The 16387-nt window shown below is 68.5% G+C and carries 15 protein-coding genes and 2 riboswitches; of the genes, 4 read left to right on the forward strand and 11 right to left on the reverse strand.

Features of this window, described 5'->3' with window-relative positions:
* Nucleotides 1-2: 2 nt before the first annotated feature.
* Nucleotides 3-524 carry a 16S rRNA (guanine(966)-N(2))-methyltransferase RsmD gene (gene rsmD / locus ASE22_RS17200; protein WP_056362324.1) on the forward strand — a complete coding sequence of 174 codons (522 nt, stop codon included), beginning with the start codon at nucleotides 3-5 and terminating at the stop codon, nucleotides 522-524.
* On the opposite strand, the gene ASE22_RS17205 is transcribed toward rsmD, so the two are convergent.
* The 8 genes from ASE22_RS17205 to ASE22_RS17240 form a co-directional block, all read right to left on the reverse strand.
* Nucleotides 499-1056 carry a TetR family transcriptional regulator gene (locus ASE22_RS17205; protein ID WP_056362326.1) on the reverse strand — a complete coding sequence of 186 codons (558 nt, stop codon included), beginning with the start codon at nucleotides 1054-1056 and terminating at the stop codon, nucleotides 499-501. The genes rsmD and ASE22_RS17205 overlap by 26 nt on opposite strands.
* Before the next feature lie 104 nt (nucleotides 1057-1160).
* Nucleotides 1161-2075: a hypothetical protein gene (locus ASE22_RS17210; RefSeq protein WP_056601611.1), complete on the reverse strand. Its 915-nt coding sequence runs from the start codon at nucleotides 2073-2075 to the stop codon at nucleotides 1161-1163.
* A gap of 27 nt (nucleotides 2076-2102) precedes the next feature.
* Nucleotides 2103-2705, reverse strand: coding sequence for a DUF938 domain-containing protein (locus tag ASE22_RS17215; RefSeq protein ID WP_056362334.1), 603 nt, complete (start codon nucleotides 2703-2705; stop codon nucleotides 2103-2105).
* Between the two features lie 78 nt (nucleotides 2706-2783).
* Nucleotides 2784-4358 carry an aminomethyl-transferring glycine dehydrogenase subunit GcvPB gene (gene gcvPB / locus ASE22_RS17220; RefSeq protein ID WP_056362337.1) on the reverse strand — a complete coding sequence of 525 codons (1575 nt, stop codon included), beginning with the start codon at nucleotides 4356-4358 and terminating at the stop codon, nucleotides 2784-2786.
* Nucleotides 4355-5725, reverse strand: a complete 1371-nt coding sequence (gene gcvPA, locus ASE22_RS17225; RefSeq protein ID WP_056362596.1) for an aminomethyl-transferring glycine dehydrogenase subunit GcvPA — start codon at nucleotides 5723-5725, stop codon at nucleotides 4355-4357. Before gcvPA ends, gcvPB begins: the two co-directional genes overlap by 4 nt.
* A gap of 46 nt (nucleotides 5726-5771) precedes the next feature.
* On the reverse strand, nucleotides 5772-6143 hold the full coding sequence (gcvH, locus tag ASE22_RS17230; protein ID WP_056362340.1) for a glycine cleavage system protein GcvH: 372 nt from the start codon (nucleotides 6141-6143) through the stop codon (nucleotides 5772-5774).
* A gap of 3 nt (nucleotides 6144-6146) precedes the next feature.
* Complete coding sequence (gene gcvT / locus ASE22_RS17235; protein ID WP_082545342.1) at nucleotides 6147-7280, reverse strand: glycine cleavage system aminomethyltransferase GcvT; 1134 nt, start codon at nucleotides 7278-7280, stop codon at nucleotides 6147-6149.
* A gap of 65 nt (nucleotides 7281-7345) precedes the next feature.
* A riboswitch (glycine riboswitch) is annotated at nucleotides 7346-7471 on the reverse strand.
* 1 nt (nucleotide 7472) lies between these two features.
* Nucleotides 7473-7562: riboswitch (glycine riboswitch) on the reverse strand.
* 176 nt (nucleotides 7563-7738) lie between these two features.
* Nucleotides 7739-8386 carry a hypothetical protein gene (locus ASE22_RS17240; protein ID WP_235536435.1) on the reverse strand — a complete coding sequence of 216 codons (648 nt, stop codon included), beginning with the start codon at nucleotides 8384-8386 and terminating at the stop codon, nucleotides 7739-7741.
* Nucleotides 8387-8626: 240 nt separating this feature from the next.
* Here ASE22_RS17240 and ispH point away from each other — a divergent pair, with 240 nt between their 5' ends.
* From ispH to rnhA, 3 genes are read left to right on the forward strand one after another with little or no spacing between them, the layout of a single operon-like run.
* Nucleotides 8627-9577: a 4-hydroxy-3-methylbut-2-enyl diphosphate reductase gene (gene ispH / locus ASE22_RS17245; protein ID WP_056362343.1), complete on the forward strand. Its 951-nt coding sequence runs from the start codon at nucleotides 8627-8629 to the stop codon at nucleotides 9575-9577.
* A complete protein-coding gene (gene thrB / locus ASE22_RS17250; protein WP_056362346.1) occupies nucleotides 9577-10539 on the forward strand; it encodes a homoserine kinase in 963 nt (320 codons plus the stop codon). Before ispH ends, thrB begins: the two co-directional genes overlap by 1 nt.
* Nucleotides 10540-10548: 9 nt before the next feature.
* Nucleotides 10549-10989, forward strand: coding sequence for a ribonuclease HI (rnhA, locus tag ASE22_RS17255; RefSeq protein ID WP_056362349.1), 441 nt, complete (start codon nucleotides 10549-10551; stop codon nucleotides 10987-10989).
* Nucleotides 10990-11010: 21 nt separating this feature from the next.
* Here rnhA and ASE22_RS17260 read toward each other — a convergent pair whose 3' ends face one another.
* The 3 genes from ASE22_RS17260 to secA form a co-directional block, all read right to left on the reverse strand.
* Entirely contained in the window at nucleotides 11011-12858 is a 1848-nt protein-coding gene (locus ASE22_RS17260; protein WP_235536434.1) for a PAS domain-containing hybrid sensor histidine kinase/response regulator, read from the reverse strand.
* A 258-nt stretch (nucleotides 12859-13116) separates the two neighbouring features.
* Entirely contained in the window at nucleotides 13117-13488 is a 372-nt protein-coding gene (locus ASE22_RS17265) for a YbaN family protein (protein ID WP_056362355.1), read from the reverse strand.
* Between the two features lie 4 nt (nucleotides 13489-13492).
* Nucleotides 13493-16231 carry a preprotein translocase subunit SecA gene (gene secA / locus ASE22_RS17270; RefSeq protein WP_056362605.1) on the reverse strand — a complete coding sequence of 913 codons (2739 nt, stop codon included), beginning with the start codon at nucleotides 16229-16231 and terminating at the stop codon, nucleotides 13493-13495.
* Nucleotides 16232-16387: the final 156 nt, after the last annotated feature.

Consider the following 16387-nt stretch of genomic DNA (forward strand, 5'->3'; position numbering starts at 1 on the left):
CGATGCGGATAATCGCCGGCCGCTGGCGTGGCCGGCCGCTCGTCGCCCCGCAGGGCCAGGCCACCCGCCCGACCTCCGACCGGACCCGCGAGGCGCTGTTCTCGATGCTGGCGAGCCGGGTCGGCAGTTTCGAAGGGCTGAAGGTCGCCGACCTGTGCGCAGGCACCGGCGCGCTGGGACTCGAGGCGTTGTCGCGCGGGGCCGCGCATTGCACCTTCGTCGAGCGCGACCGGGCGGCTGTCGAGGCGCTGCGGGCGAACATCGCCAGGCTCGGCGCCGAGGCCGAGGTGCGCGCGATCGCGGCCGAGAGCTTCGCCGGCGGCGCCTATGACCTCGTCCTGATCGATCCGCCCTACGGCACCGGGCTCGGCCAGAAGATCCTGCCCGCGATCGGCGTCGCGCCGGGCGGCTGGGTCAGCATCGAGACGGCGCGCGGCGAGACGGTCGCGGTGCCGGGCTTCACCGTGGAGGCCGAGCGCGTCCACGGCAAGGCGCGGATCACGCTGCTACGGTCTGTACCCTAGAGCGCGCGGCTTCCGCGACCGACGGCGCGGTCGAATCGAGCAGCGCGATGCCGTTGACGATCGCCAGCATCATCGCCGCCGCGCTGCGCGGCGCGACCCCGGCGGGGAAGCGGACGCTGCTGACGATCCAGGCGTTCCACGCCTCGGCGATCCGCGTCGCGGCGTCGCCATAGGCCTTGTCGCCGCGCGCCGATCGCGCCGCGATCTCGAACCACAGCTCGACGAAGGGCCGGGCCGCGGGCGTCGCCATCAGCGCGGTGGTGTGGCCGACCATGTTATGGGGCGGCATGCGCACGCCCGCGCGCGTCGTGCTGGCCAGATAGTCGGCGAAGCGGTCGGACACGCAGCCGAGGACGTCGTCCATCAGCGCGGCCTTGGTGCCGAAATAGTAGAGCAGCATGCGATCGCTGGTGCCGAGCCGGGCCGCCGCCGGACGCAGCGACAGCGCGGCGAGGCCTTCGTCCAGGACGATGTCGGCCAGCGCCTCGGTGAGCAGGAGGCGCTTGGCGCCCCTGGCCTTGGTAACCCCCATAACATGAATCCCCCGATTCTCCGGGCGCTTGTAGCATATGCTACAGCCCTTCGCATCGCGGGAATCGTGAACTTATGTTTCATTGTGGGCTGATCGCCCGCCGCTCAAAGCGCGGCGACGTGGGGCAGCGAGGTCGAGAAGGTGTAGCTGCCGCTATGGGTGAGCTGCATCCAGGGGCATAGCCAAATCTTCATGCCCGCCGCCCGCGCGCGGTGGCAGAACATATAATCCTCCGAGACGAACTGGCCGCTGTAGCGCTTCATGCTGCTGGCCGGATCGGCGAGGAAGGCGGCGATCTCGTCGCGGGTGGCGTCCGGCCGCGCTTCGAGGAACAGCTTCAGCTCCTCCGCGGCGTTGACCGCCTTGCTGTCGATTCCCGTGTCGAAATAGGCGAAGAGCTCGGCAGGCCCGCCTTCGGCGACCGCCATCGGATCGTTGCGGAAGGCCTGGTCGGGATAGGCCGCCCGGTATCTGTCGAAGGTGGCGCGGCGGATCATCATGAAGCCGGTTCCCGCCATGCTCGCTTCCATCGGCTGGTCGAGCGGGGCGGGGCCGGCGGCGAGCGGGTTGAACACGAGGCGGCCGGCATATTTCTCGAGGGTCCGGGGATCGGCGTCGGCCGCGCCGCTCCGCACGGCCTTCGCGATATTGTCCCAGACGAATTTCTTGAGGGGGTAAGGCGCGGCGATCACGTCATGATCGTCATTCGCCGCGTCGCCGTCCTGCATCGCGAGCAGATAGAGGACGTCGCGCGGGTCGAAGCCCATATCGGCGTCGATGAACATCAGGTGGGTGTCGCCCGAGCGCAGGAACGCGTCGACCGTGGCGTTCCGCGCGCGCATGACGAGCGATTCGTTGCAGAGGAAATGGAAGCGCAGGCCGATCCCCAGCTGGGCGCAGAGCGTGGCGAGCCGGGCGATCGCGAAGGCATAGTCGACATGGCACTGGCCGCCGTACATCGGCGTGCCGACGAACAGCGTCCGTCCCTTCAGCTTCTCATGGTCGATGCTCAGTTCCACGCCGGTCCCCCGCTCCATCGCCGCGACTTAACCCTTTCTGAGCACGACGGTAAGATTGTTCGCCGGCATCGGGTGGACCGCGTCCAGATGCAGACCGTCCGCTTCGGCCAGCGCTGTCACGTCCTCCAGCGCACGCAGGCCCCAGCGCGGGTCGCGGCTCCGCAGATTCTCGTCGAAGGCGAGGTTGCTCGCGGCGGTCTCGACTCCGGCCTGGATATAGGGGCCGTAGAGGATCAGGGGCGCCCCCGCGGGCAACAGGCGCCCCGCCTGACGCATCAACCCGACCGTCGCTTCCCACGGGCTGATATGCACCATGTTGACGCACAGGATCGCGTCGGCCTTTTCGATCGGCCAGTCGGGGGAGGCGGCGTCGATCGTCAGCGGCGGGCGGAGGTTGGGCAGGCGGGCGGCCTCGGCCCATGCGCGGATCGAGGCGATGGCGGATGGATCGGGATCGCTGGGAAGCCAGCTCAGCTGCGGAAAGGCGCGCGCGAAGAAGATCGCATGTTCGCCCGAACCGCTGGCGATTTCCAGCACGGTGCCGGCGTCGGGAAGGACGGCGCGCAGGATCGCGGCGATCGGTTCGCTGTTGCGGGCGGTGGCGGGGGCGTGGCGGCGGGCGTCGGTCATGCGGTGGTTATAGCCACCGGGATCGCTCCGTTACCACCGCCGGATCGGTTATCCGCATAGGACCGAGCGGAGGCGCTCCTACTCAGCCGCTTCGGGCAGCGGCGCGTCCTTCCACACCAGCACCGGCTTGCGCGCGGCGGCGGTCTCGTCGAGGCGGCGGCGCGGGGCAAGCGCGGGGGCGGCCTTGAGCGCCTCGTCGCCGGCCCTGGCCCGGCCGACGACCGAGCGGAGCGCGCCGATGAACTGGTCGAGCGTCGCCTTGCCCTCGGTCTCGGTCGGCTCGATCAGCATCGCGCCATGGACGACGAGCGGGAAGTACATCGTCATCGGGTGGAAGCCCTCGTCGATCAGCCCCTTGGCGATGTCGAGCGTAGTGAAGCCCTGGGCGAGCCCGTCGTCGCTGAACAGCGCTTCGTGCATGCACGGGCCGCTGTCGCCGAACGGCGCATCGAGCAGGTCGTCGAGGCTGCGCAGCACATAATTGGCGTTGAGCACCGCGTCCTCGGCGACCTGGCGGAGGCCGTCGGCGCCGTGGCTGAGGATATAGGCGAGCGCGCGGGTGAACATGCCCATCTGGCCATGGAAGGCGGCCATGCGCCCGAAGCTGCCCGGATGGTCCTCGTCCGCGGTCTCTTCCTCGACCAGCTTGAAGCTGCCGTCGGGCTGTTTCGCGACGAACGGCAGCGGCGCGTAGGGCGCCAGCGCCGCCGACAGCACCACCGGGCCCGAACCGGGGCCGCCGCCGCCATGCGGAGTCGAGAAGGTCTTGTGGAGGTTGATGTGCATCGCGTCGATGCCGAGGTCGCCCGGGCGGACCCTCCCTACGATCGCGTTGAAATTGGCGCCGTCGCAATAGACGTAGCCGCCCGCTGCATGGACCGCATCCGAGATGCGCTTCATGTCGCGCTCGAACAGGCCGCAGGTGTTGGGGTTGGTGATCATCACCCCCGCGACGTCGGGCCCCAGGCGCGCGACGAGCGCGTCGAGGTCGACCCGGCCGTCGGCGGTGGCGGGGATGTTCTCGACCTTGTAGCCGCAGAAGGCCGCCGTCGCCGGGTTGGTGCCATGCGCCGATTCGGGGACGAGGATCATCGAGCGGTCGCTGCCCGCGGCGTCGTGCGCCGCGCGGATCGCGAGCAGGCCGCACAGCTCGCCATGCGCGCCCGCCTTGGGGCTCATCGCGACGGCGCTCATCCCCGTCAGGGCGACCAGCCAGGCCGCCAGCTCGTCGATCACCGCCAGCGCGCCCTGCACCGTGTCGACCGGGGCGAGCGGGTGGATGTCGGCGAAGCCGGGCAGGCGCGCCATCTTCTCGTTGAGGCGCGGATTATGTTTCATCGTGCACGACCCCAGCGGGAAGAGGCCGAGGTCGATCGCGTAATTCTGCCGGCTGAGGCGGGTGTAATGGCGCACCGCCTCGGGCTCGGGGAGCCCCGGAAGGCCGATCGGACGGCTGCGCTCGAGCCCGCCGAGGCGGCTGGAAACATGCGGCACGTCGGGCAGGTCGACCCCGGTGCGGGCATAATCGTCGCGCTCGAAGATCAGCGCTTCCTCGAGCATCAGCGCGCGGTTGCCCGTGAAGGTCGCGGGGGCCCGTGCCGCTGCGCTGGTGGTCTCCGGGCGGGTGACCCGGCCCTCGCTGTTCATGCTCATGCCGCGATCTCCGCTTCGAAGGCATCCGCCAGGGCGTCGACATCCTCGGCGCTGGTCGTCTCGGTCACCGCGACGACGAGGCCGCCCGCGAGATCGGCCGCGCCCGGATAGAGACGGCCGAGCGAGACCCCGCCGAGGATGCCCTTGTCGGCGAGCGCGCGGACGATCGGCCGCGCCTCCCGGGGCAGCTTCAGGGTGAACTCGTTGAAGAAGGCGCCGTTGACCAGCTCGACGCCCCTGACCTGCGCCAGCCGCTCGGCCGCCGCGACGGCGCCGGCATGGTTGAGGTCGGCGAGGCGCCTGAGCCCGGTCTCGCCGAGCAGGGTCAGGTGGACCGAGAAGGCGAGCGCGCAGAGCCCGGCATTGGTGCAGATGTTCGAGGTCGCCTTCTCGCGGCGGATATGCTGCTCGCGGGTCGACAGGGTCAGCACGAAGCCGCGCTGGCCGTCGGCATCGGTGGTCACGCCGGCGAGACGGCCCGGCATCTGGCGGACATGCTTCTCGGCACAGGCGAACAGGCCGACATAGGGGCCGCCGAAGTTGAGGCCGACGCCGAGCGACTGGCCCTCGCCGACGACGATGTCGGCGCCCATCTCTCCCGGCGAGCGGATCGCGCCGAGCGCGACCGGCTCGGTGACGACCGCGATCAGCAGCGCGCCCTTCTCATGGGCGCGCGCCGCCAGTTCGGACAGGTCGGCGACATGGCCGAGGATATTGGGGTTCTGGACGACGACGCAGCTCGTGTCGGCGTCGATCGCGGCGAGCAGCCGGTCCATGTCGTCGCCGGGCGCCCCGGGGGTCAGCGTCGGGATCGCGATGTCGAGCCGGTCGCCGGTGAAGCGCGCCATCGTCTTCGCGAGGCTGACATAATGCGGGTGGAGCCCGGCCGAGAGGATCGCCTTGCCGCGCCGGGTGACGCGGCGCGCCATGGTGATCGCCTCCCAGCAGGCGGTCGACCCATCGTACATCGAGGCGTTGGCGACGTCGCAGCCGAACAGGCGCGCCACCTGGGTCTGGAACTCGAACAGCGCCTGCAGCGTCCCCTGCGCGATCTCGGGCTGATAGGGGGTGTAGCTGGTCAGGAACTCGCCGCGCTGGATCAGGTGATCGACGCTGGCGGGGACATGATGGCGATAGGCGCCGCAGCCCAGGAAGAAGGGCGCCTCCCCCGCCGACAGGTTCCGCTTGGCGAGCCGGCTCATATGCCGCTCGACCGCCAGCTCGGAGGCATGGGCCGGCAGGCCTGCGATCGGGCCGGCGAGCCGGGCGGCTTCGGGCACGTCGACGAACAGGTCGTCGATCGACCCGGCGCCGATCGTCGCCAGCATCGCCGCGCGGTCGGCATCGGTCAGGGGCAAATAGCGCATGTTCAACTCCTTGGCCCCTCTCCTTCAGGGGAGGGGTTTGAAGGCCTCAAAGCCCGTCGCAGAACGCCTTGTACCCGGCGGCGTCCATCAGGCCTTCCAGCTCGGCCGGGTCGGCCAGCGCCAGCTTGAAGAACCAGCCGTTGCCCTCGGGCGCGCTGTTGACCAGCGCCGGGTCCTCCTCGAGCGCGGCGTTGACCTCGCTCACGGTGCCGGTCACGGGCGCGAACACGTCCGACGCGGCCTTGACCGATTCGACCACCGCGGCCTCGCCGCCCTTGGCGACGTTGGAGCCGAGGACCGGCAGCTCGACGAACACGATATCGCCGAGCTGGGCCTGCGCATAATCGGTGATGCCGACGGTGGCGGTGCCGCCCGCGACGGAGATCCACTCATGGTCTTCGGTGAAATAGGTCGTCATCGGTCAGTTCCCTTGGCGGACATAACGGTGGGGGACGAAAGGCATCGGTGCGACGACGGCGTCGAGCCGCTTGCCGCGAACCTCGATCTGGAGCCGGTGGTTCAGCCCGGCGCAACCGGGCGAGACATAGCCCATCGCGATCGGCACCTGCAGCGAGGGCGAGAAGCCGCCCGAGGTGACGGTGCCGACCTGCTCGTCGCCGTCGAAGATCGGTGCGCCCTCGCGCGCCGGCAGGCGGCCGCCGAGAATCAGGCCGACCCGCTTCGCGGGCGGCCCCTCGGCGAAATGGCGGCCGATCCGGGTCGCGCCGGGATAGCCGCCCTCGGCGCGGCGGCGCTTGGGCACCGCGAAGCCGAGGCCAGCCATCGCGGGGTCGACCCGCGTGTCGAGATCATGGCCGTAGAGCGGCAGCCCGGCCTCGAGCCGCAGCGAATCGCGCGCGCCCAGGCCGATCGGCTTCACCTCGGGCTGGGCCGCCAGCAGCGCTGCCGCCGCCTCGACCGCCTCGGCGGGCACCGAGATCTCGAAGCCGTCCTCGCCGGTATAGCCCGAGCGGCTGATCCACACCGGCGCGCCGGCCAGGTCGAACGCACCCGCGGTCATGAAGGTCAGCACCTCGACGCCGGGGCAGACGCGGGACAGCGCGTCGACCGCCTTGGGCCCCTGCAGCGCCAGCAGCGCATGTTCGTCGAGATGGTTGAGGACGAGCTCCTCGGGCAGATATTCGTGGAGATGGGCGATGTCGTCGGCCTTGGTCGCGCCGTTTACGACCAGATAGAAATCGCCCGCGCGGCGGGTGACCATCAGGTCGTCGAGGATGCCGCCCTCCTCGTCGAGCAGCAGCGAATAGCGCATCCGGTCGACACCGAGATGGACGAAGTCGCCCGGCATCAGCGCCTCTAGTGCGATGTCCACATTCTCGCCGCTGACGAGGAGCTGGCCCATATGCGATACGTCGAACAGCCCGGCGGATTCGCGCGTCCACAGATGCTCGGCGATGATGCCTTCATATTGGATCGGCATCGCATAGCCGGCGAAGGGCACCATGCGCGCGCCCTGATCGCGGTGCCACCGGTCGAGCGGCAGGGTCTGGACGACGTCCGCGATATCTTCGGTGATGGGATCTTCGTTGCTCACATCGATCTCCGTGACGGACAATGACGCGGACGACCCTCTTCGGTCGAGGGTGGCGCCCGCCGCTCATTGCCCCCTCTGTCACGGAACCTGAGAGCTTTCGCCGGATCTGAGGCGATCCGGCTTACCCCTTCGGTGGGATGACCGTCCCGTCCGGTGTCCCGGGGGCGCCCATCCGCTTTCCAGAGTGTCGATCCTTGCCACGCGGTCCTTTGACCTGAGAGATTCCGGGGCGGTTGCTCCTTCGGTGGCCGGGTCTCCCCGACGTTCTCCCGCGTGGCCAGCACCGGTTGCCCGGCGACGACGATCACCGGCTTGGCGCGGCGTTCGGTCCGAGTCAATTGCCGATGTGGCGGTGCGGCGAAACGATCCACAGTTTCGCGGCGGACGGGCCCGACCGGCGAGGGAGGAGGGCGCGGGCCTATCGGCCTGCTGAACGGCCGCCCGAGCGCCGGAGGAAATCAGCGCGCGGCGTTGTAGGCGAGCTGGCTTTCGGTGAGCTGGAAGCCGATCAGCATCTCGAAATTCGCGTTGTTGACCGCCTCGCGCACCGCGGGTTCGTTCATCGGATCGAGCGCGGCATCGGCGTCGCCCGCCTTGCGCTTGCGGTTGATCCGCTTGACGATGTCCTCGGGCAGGGTCGCCGCGGTGCGCGCGACCAGTGCGGTGGCCGAGGTGTGGACGCTGCCGCGCAGCTGGCCTTCGGGGAAGGCGATCGACACCTGGCCGATCTGCTTCGATTCGATCTTGGTGCCGGCGCGCAGCACCGTCGCGAACCAGGGCAAGGTGACGGTGCGGGCGGGGCCGGCGGTGCTGCGGCGTGCCTGCACGTCGAACTCGGCGGTCACCTGGATCTGCGAGCTGTTGCCACCCTCGTTGCAGCTGGCGCGGAGGTTGGTGATGTTCGCGGTCACGTCGATCGCCTCGGCACGGCGCTCGGCCGGCGGATCGAACAGGGTGATGTCGCCCGTATAGGTCGGGATCGCGGTCGCCGGACAGGCCGATCGCGCGATCTTGAAGCCGCCCCGCTCGTCGAACTCGGTATCCGTCTTGCAGGCTGCGAGCGCCAGCGCGGCGAGGAGGATCGCGGAGGTCTTGGGAAACTGCACGGGGTCGGCATCCTTCACATCATCACCCGGAGCGATGCGCATACGCCCGGTCGGTCGGGGCAATCCATAGAGCCTGATCGTTTGAGGTGGAAGCGCAAAGAGCTTCCGCCGATGACGTGAATCAGGCGCCCGTCATCGGCCGGGCCTCGATCGTTCGAGGTGGAAGCGCAAAGAGCTTCCGCCGACGGCATCGACCGGAACCGTCTTTCGCACGGGCAAGCAATCGCCTAAGGCGCGGCTATGGCCGAAACCGCCCTTCCCTCGCTCGACCTGCTGATCGCCGCGCCGCGCGGCTTCTGCGCGGGGGTCGACCGGGCCATCCAGATCGTCGAGCTGACGATCGAGAAATATGGCCCGCCGGTCTATGTCCGGCACGAGATCGTCCACAACAAATATGTCGTCGACGACCTGAAGGCGAAGGGCGCGATCTTCGTCGAGGAGCTCGACGAGGTGCCCGACGGCGTGCCCGTCGTCTTCTCGGCGCACGGCGTGCCCAAGGCGGTCCCGACCAAGGCGGCCGAGCGCGGCCTCAACTTCTTCGACGCGACCTGCCCGCTGGTGTCCAAGGTCCATCGCCAGGCCGAGCGGCTGGTCAAGAACGGCCACCACATATTGTTCATCGGCCACAAGGGCCATCCCGAGGTCATCGGCACCTTCGGCCAGGTGCCCGACGGGGTGATGACCCTGGTCGAGACCGCGGCCGACGCCGAGACGGTGGCGGTGCCCGACGGCGTGCCGCTGGCCTTCCTCAGCCAGACCACCCTGTCGGTCGACGACACCGTCGAGATGATCGCCGTGCTGCGCCGCCGCTTCCCCCAGATCGAGGCGCCGCGCAGCGAGGATATCTGCTACGCCACCTCGAACCGCCAGGCCGCGGTCAAGGCAATCGCCCCGAAATGCCAGGCGATGCTGGTGATCGGCGCGCCCAACAGCTCCAACTCGCTGCGCCTCGTAGAGGTGGCCGAGCGCCAGGGCGTCAAGGCGCGGCTGATCCAGCGCGCCGCCGAGATCGACTTCGACTGGCTCGACGGGGTCCGCACCCTCGGCATCACCGCCGGCGCCTCGGCGCCCGAGATATTGGTGCGCGAGCTGGTCGACAGATTGGCCACCCGCTTCGCCATCCACGAGCGCGAAGTCGAATCGGTGACGGAGGACATGTTGTTCAAACTGCCCAGGGCGCTGGTCGCGTAATGGCGGTCTACACGCAGGTCTCCACCGAGGAGATGACCGCCTTCCTCCACCGCTACGATGTCGGCACGCTGCTGTCGGCCAAGGGCATCGCCGAGGGGGTCGAGAACAGCAATTACCTGATCGAAACGACGGGTGGCCGCTACATCCTGACGCTCTACGAGAAGCGGGTAAACGCCGAGGAACTGCCCTTCTTCTGCGCGCTGACCGACCATCTCGCCGCCAAGGGCCTCAACATCCCGCGCATGCTGCGCGACCGGCGGGGCGAGCAGCTCCAGACGCTGGCCGGGCGGCCGGCCTGCCTGATCGAGTTCCTGTCGGGCGTCTCGGTGACCCATCCGACACCGGCGCAGGCGCGTGCCGCGGGCGGGGCGCTGGGCGACATGCACAAGGCGCTCGGCGATTTCCGGCTCGGGCGTCCCAACAGCCTCGATCTCGCCGGCTGGCGCGCACTGGCGGAGCGGTGCGGCGCCGATCTCGACCATATCCAGGACGGCCTGCGCGGCCGGGTGATGGCCGAGGTCGAATGGCTCGAGGCGAACTGGCCGCGCCACCTGCCGACCGCGGTGATCCACGCCGATCTCTTCCCCGACAATGTGCTGATGCTCGGCGACGAGGTCAGCGGGGTGATCGACTTCTACTTCGCCTGCACCGACGTCCGCGCCTGGGACGTCGCGGTCACCCACGCCGCCTGGTGCTTCGAGAATGACGGCACCGGCTATCATGCCGATCTCGGCCGCGCGCTGATCGCCGGCTATGACCACCAGTTCGGGCTGTCGACCGAGGAGCGGCTGGCCTTCCCGATCCTCGCGCGCGGCGCGTGCCTGCGCTTCCTGCTGACCCGCGCCTGGGACTGGCTCAACACCCCCGCCGACGCGATGGTGACGCGCAAGGACCCGATCGCCTTCCTGCGCCGGCTCGACTTCTACGCCGAGGCCGATCCCGAAACCCTCGTTCCGGCCTGACCTTCCGACATGACCGACCTCCCCCTCGTCGAGATCGCGACCGACGGCGCGTGCAAGGGAAATCCCGGGCCGGGCGGCTGGGGCGCGCTGCTGCGCTTCGGCGACCGCGAAAAGGAGATGTCGGGCGCCGAGAATCCGAGCACCAACAACCGCATGGAACTCATGGCGGCGATCCGCGCGCTGGAGGCGCTCAAGCGCCCCTGCCGGGTGAAGCTGTCGACCGACAGCCGCTACGTCATGGACGGGCTGACCAAATGGATCCACGGCTGGCGCAAGAACGGCTGGAAGACCGCCGACCGGAAGCCGGTCAAGAATGCCGACCTGTGGCAGCAACTGCTCGCCGCGGCCGCGCCGCACCGGATCGACTGGGTCTGGGTGAAGGGCCATGCCGGCCATCCCGACAATGAGCGTGCTGACAAGCTGGCGAGCGACGCAGCGCTCGGGTTGTGAGTCCCGGCTTTTAGGTGACTGTCACCTGTTCCGGTTGAAATCCGGCTCGACGACATTGTCGATCGCCTGGGCGATCCGGCCCGGGACCGACCCGACTTCCTGCTGGAGCAGGGCTCCCAGCTTCCTGGCCTGTTCGAACAGCTCGTCGAGGACTGCCGGGGGGCAGCTTTCCCGCGCGCATTGCCGGGCGATCGCGGCGAGCAGCCGGGACAGGCTGAAGCTGCCGAAGCTGTCGAGCAGGGTGCGCAGCGCCTCGGTCTCGGCCGCCGCCAGTTTCCAGGCCTGGGCGCGAACGGCGGCAGCGATGCGCTGGGGCCGATCGCTGACGTCGAACATCAGCATCTTCATCAGCACCGCGGCGTCGTCATAGCCGGCATTCTCGACGAGCAGGTTCAGCCGCTCGCGATCGAAACTGTCGCCTGCCGCACCCGCGCTCGGCCGGTTGCGGCGCATCGTCCCGATCATGTCGAGCAGCTGGCCCGACACGATCGGCTTGGGCAGGAAGCCGTCGATGCCCGCCTCGAAATAGATGCGCCGGCGCTCGGGCATCGAATCGGCGCTGATCGCGAGGATCGGCGTGTCCGAGGCTGGAGGATCGAGCGCACGGATCGCGCGGGTCGCCTCGATCCCGTCCAGTTCGGGCATCTGCATGTCCATCAGCACCAGGTCGAACGCCTGGGTCGCGATCGTGCCCAGCGCTTTGCGGCCGTCCTCGACCGCGACCACGTCATGGCCCTCGCGGGCGAGCAGGCCCGCCATCAGCCGCCGGTTGATCGGATTGTCCTCGGCCAGCAGGATGCGCATCGGCCCGGTCGCCTTGCCCGCCGCCATCGCCTCGGCCGCGGCGGCGTCGGCGCGCGTGAAGGGCAGCTCGACCGAGAAGGTCGTGCCCTTGCCGGGATCGCTCGACGCGGCGATCGATCCGCCCATCGCCTCGGCCAGCTGCTGGCTGATCGCGAGGCCGAGCCCGGTCCGGCCCTGCATCCGCATCCGCGCGGCGTCGACCTGTTCCCCGCGCGAGAAGATGCGGCCGAGCGCCTCCTGTCCCATGCCGCGTCCGCTGTCGCGGACGATGATCATCCACCAGTCGGTGTCGCCGTCCGACCGGGTCGGCGACAGGCTGATCGAGACGCTGCCGGTCTCGGTAAACTTGATCGCGTTGCCGATCAGGTTCGACAGCAGCTGCTGCAGCCGGGCGGGATCCCCGCGCACCGGCTGCGGATCGCCGTCGAGGCCGTGGACCTCGAGCGCGAGCCCCTTGGCCCCCGCCGTGCCGTTGTGGAGATCGACGGTGGTGCGGACCACCGACCGGAGGTCGAAATTGATGCTTTCGATGACGACGCGACCCGACTCTATCCGGCTGAAGTCGAGCATGTCGTCGATCACGCCCATCACCGCGGTCGCCGCCTGGTTGAGATTGGCGAGCTGCGCCTGGCGCTGGGTGTCGTGCGGCTCGCGGCGCAGCGCGTCGATCGCGCCGATCAGGCCGTGCATCGGCGTCCGGATCTCGTGGCTCATCAGCTCGAGCAGCTCGGCCCGGTTCCGCTCGGCGGCGCGCGCCTGGTCGCGGGCGGCGATCAGCGCACGCTCGGTCTCGACCTCCTCGGTCACGTCGCGCAGGATTCCGATGATCGTTTCGGGTCCGTCGCGCTGGCCGGAGACCTCGACATGGATCGTCCGCCCGTCGGGCCGCACCCAGCGCAAGCGCGTCGTCGGCAGCGATCCGGTGCGGAGGGTCTCGGTCGCCGCAAGGTCCGCCTTGTCGCGGTCGTCGGGATGGTAATGGGCGCGGATCAGCTCTGGCGTCGGCACCGTTTCCGGCGGAAAGCCGAGGATGCGATACATTTCGGGCGACCAGCTATAGCGCATCCGACCTTGATCGGAACGCCAATGCCCCATGCCCGCGAGCGCTTCGGCAAGCGTAAGCAGGCGGTTGGCATCGGCTATGTTCTCAAGCGAAATCGACCTGCTCCCCCTCGGCTAGGTGCCTGCCCTTGGGGCCTTTTAGTTACAGAAAGAGGTTAAGGGAAAGCGATTGATGTAAACTTTGGTTAACTGGCGCGGGCCGATGACGGTTGCCGTAACGGCCCCGCGCGGCGCGCCGCCGCGATCGGCTCAGTGATCGGCTCAGTGATCGGGACGCGTCGCCACATAGGCGGCGCTGGCGAGCAGCCCGCCCGCGACGACCAGGGCGATCCACCAGGCGGGTTTGGCGGTGAGCAACATCACGCCATAACCCCCGGCCATGCTGACGATCGCGACGATCTTGGCATTGCGCGGGATGGCACCGCTCGCGCGCCAGCGCCGGATCGGCGGGCCGAACCAGCGATGGTCGAGCAGCCAGCGTTCGAAGCGCGGGCTGGAATGGCTGAAACAGCCGGCGGCGAGGATCAGGAAGATCGTCGTCGGCATGATCGGCAGCAGCGCCCCGATGAAGCCGAGCGCCACCATCACCCATCCCAGCGCGAACCAGCCCCAGCGCTTGATGGGGCCATGCATCAGATCAGAGGGCGCCGTGGCAGTGCTTGTACTTGCGGCCCGAACCGCACGGGCACATCGAGTTGCGGCCGAGGCTCGCCGCGACCTCGGGCGTGATCTCGAAATCCTCGCCCGCCGGCGCGGCCACGGCCTGCGGCACGCGCGTGCTGATCAGGCCCAGCGATCCCGCGTCGCGATCGTTCGAATTGTCCTCGCCGGTCAGCGCGTTGACATGCTCGGTGACGAAATCGGGCATCGGCGGCAGCTCGGCATAGTCCTGCGCCGTCATCTCGAAGCGGGCATTGGCGAGGATGCGGGTCACCTCCTCGCGGATCGCGGTCAGCATCCGCTCGAACAGCGCGAAGGCTTCCGACTTATATTCGTTGATCGGCGTCTTCTGCGCATAGGCGCGCAGGTGGATCACCTGGCGTAGCGCGTCGAGCGTCGCCAGATGCTCCTTCCAGTGATGGTCGAGCGTCTGGAGCAGCACGTTCTTCTCGATGCCGTGCCAGCTCTGCTCGTCGATCGCGGCGCGCTTCGCGGCGATCGCGGCGTCGGCCTCGGCCAGCACCTTCTCGGCCAGGATCTCGGGATCGATGCCGTCCTGGGCGATCCATTCGTCGAAGGGCGGGGCGATGCCCAGCGTCTCCTCGGCGCGAGCCTTCAGCGCGTCCATCTTCCACTGTTCGGGATAGCTGTGGGGCGGGCAGCAATCGCCGACGATCGCATTGGCGGTGTCGGCGCGCATGTCGGTGACGACATCGTCGACCGTGTCGGCATCCATGATGTCGGCACGCTGCTCGTAGATCACCTTGCGCTGGTCGTTCATGACGTCGTCATATTCGACGACCTGCTTACGGATATCGTAGTTGCGCGCCTCGACCTTCTTCTGCGCGGTCTCGATCGCCTTGGAGATCCAGGGCGAGACGATCGCCTCGCCGTCGGCGAGATTCTTGTTCATCATGCGCGCGAACATCGTCTGCGGGCCGAAGATGCGCAGCAGGTCGTCGTCGAGCGACAGGTAGAAGCGGCTGAGGCCCGGATCGCCCTGGCGGCCCGAACGGCCGCGCAGCTGGTTGTCGATGCGGCGGCTCTCGTGCCGCTCGGTGCCGAGCACGAACAGGCCGCCCGCGGCGAGCACGGCTTCCTTCTCGGCGATGATCTCGCCGCGGATGCGTTCGGCCGCGGCGTCGAACTCCGGCGTGCCGATCTCGAGGTCGGGATGTTCGTCGAGCATGCGGAACTCGAGGTTGCCGCCCAGCTGGATGTCGGTGCCGCGCCCCGCCATGTTCGTGGCGATGGTGACCGCGCGCAGCCGGCCGGCCTGCGCGACGATATGCGCTTCCTGCTCGTGGTAGCGCGCGTTGAGCACCTTGTGCTCGACATTTTCCTTAACCAGGAATTCGGACAGCATCTCGGACTTCTCGATCGAGACGGTGCCGACCAGCACGGGCTGGCCACGCTCCTTCGCCTCGCGGATCGCCTGGGTGATCGCGGCGAACTTGTCGTGGATGTTCTTGTAGAACTCGTCGTCCTGGTCGATCCGCTGGACCGGCAGGTTGGTCGGGATGGTGACGACGTTCATCTTGTAGATCTGGTAGAATTCGGGCGCCTCGGTGGCGGCCGTGCCGGTCATGCCGCCCAGCTTCGGGTACATGCGGAAGTAATTCTGGAAGGTGATCGAGGCGAGCGTCTGGTTCTCCGGCTCGATCTGGACGCCTTCCTTGGCCTCGATCGCCTGGTGCAGGCCGTCCGACCAGCGCCGCCCGTCCATCATGCGGCCGGTGAACTCGTCGATGATGACGATCTTGCCGTCCTTGACGATATAGTCGATGTCGCGCTTGAAGGCGACGTTGGCGCGCAGCGCCTGGTTCAGGTGGTGGACGACCTGGGTGTTCTCGAAGGCGTAGAGATTGCCGCCCTCGAGCAGCCCGGCGCCTTCGAGCAGCCGCTCGATCCGCTCGGTGCCGTCCTCGGTCAGGACGACCGAGCGCTGCTTCTCGTCGAACTCGTAGTCGTCCTTCGTGACCTGCTTCACGATCGTGTCGACCTGCTTGTACAGCTCGGACTTGTCGTCGGTCGGGCCCGAGATGATCAGCGGGGTGCGCGCCTCGTCGATCAGTACCGAATCGACCTCGTCGACCACCGCATAGTTGAACGGCCGGTGGACCATCAGGCTGCGCTCATATTTCATGTTGTCGCGCAGATAGTCGAAGCCGAACTCGTTGTTCGTGCCGTAGGTGATGTCGGAGCCATAGGCGTCGCGCCGTTCCTGGTCCGACAGGTTGGGCACGATCACCCCGACGCTGAGGCCGAGGAAACGGTAGACGCGGCCCATCCACTCGGCGTCGCGGGAAGCGAGATAGTCGTTGACGGTGACGACATGGACGCCCTGGCCGGGCAGCGCGTTGAGGTAGACCGCGAGGGTCGCGACCAGGGTCTTGCCCTCGCCGGTCCGCATCTCGGCGATCTCGCCGCGATGGAGGACAATGCCGCCGATCATCTGCACGTCGTAATGGCGCTGGCCCAGCACGCGGCGGGCCGCCTCGCGCACCGTCGCGAAGGCCTCGGGCAGCAGCGAGTCGAGCGTCTCGCCCGCGTCGAGCCGCTGACGGAACCTGGCGGTCTGGCCGGCCAGTTCCTCGTCGTTCATGGCCTGAAGCGTCGGCTCGAAAGCGGCGATCTTCTGGACGGTCGGACGGAGCGACTTCACATAACGGTCGTTCGACGATCCGAAGATGGCTTTGGCGAGGCCGCCGAGCATGGGCATTCCTTGAGACATGGGCGCGCGAACGGCTTCGCGGCCGCCGCGCAAATGATCCCGGTGCAGATAGGTGCCGCCGCCGACTACGTCAATTCGCGGGCCATAATGGTTGCGCGGCCTTTTTCGCGCCACGTCATCCCGGCGAAGGCCGGAATC

The sequence above is a fragment of the Sphingomonas sp. Root720 genome (assembly GCF_001428605.1).
Lineage (GTDB): Bacteria > Pseudomonadota > Alphaproteobacteria > Sphingomonadales > Sphingomonadaceae > Rhizorhabdus.

Bases quoted from the DNA above. Each gene is read 5' to 3' on its own strand.
- rsmD (WP_056362324.1), top strand. From the start codon at position 3: ATGCGGATAATCGCCGGCCGCTGGCGTGGCCGGCCGCTCGTCGCCCCG.
- ASE22_RS17205 (WP_056362326.1), bottom strand. From the start codon at position 1,056: ATGGGGGTTACCAAGGCCAGGGGCGCCAAGCGCCTCCTGCTCACCGAG.
- ASE22_RS17215 (WP_056362334.1), bottom strand. From the start codon at position 2,705: ATGACCGACGCCCGCCGCCACGCCCCCGCCACCGCCCGCAACAGCGAA.
- gcvPB (WP_056362337.1), bottom strand. From the start codon at position 4,358: ATGAGCATGAACAGCGAGGGCCGGGTCACCCGCCCGGAGACCACCAGC.
- gcvPA (WP_056362596.1), bottom strand. From the start codon at position 5,725: ATGCGCTATTTGCCCCTGACCGATGCCGACCGCGCGGCGATGCTGGCG.
- gcvH (WP_056362340.1), bottom strand. From the start codon at position 6,143: ATGACGACCTATTTCACCGAAGACCATGAGTGGATCTCCGTCGCGGGC.
- ispH (WP_056362343.1), top strand. From the start codon at position 8,627: ATGGCCGAAACCGCCCTTCCCTCGCTCGACCTGCTGATCGCCGCGCCG.
- thrB (WP_056362346.1), top strand. From the start codon at position 9,577: ATGGCGGTCTACACGCAGGTCTCCACCGAGGAGATGACCGCCTTCCTC.
- rnhA (WP_056362349.1), top strand. From the start codon at position 10,549: ATGACCGACCTCCCCCTCGTCGAGATCGCGACCGACGGCGCGTGCAAG.
- ASE22_RS17260 (WP_235536434.1), bottom strand. From the start codon at position 12,858: ATGCGCTATAGCTGGTCGCCCGAAATGTATCGCATCCTCGGCTTTCCG.
- ASE22_RS17265 (WP_056362355.1), bottom strand. From the start codon at position 13,488: ATGCATGGCCCCATCAAGCGCTGGGGCTGGTTCGCGCTGGGATGGGTG.
- secA (WP_056362605.1), bottom strand. From the start codon at position 16,231: ATGCTCGGCGGCCTCGCCAAAGCCATCTTCGGATCGTCGAACGACCGT.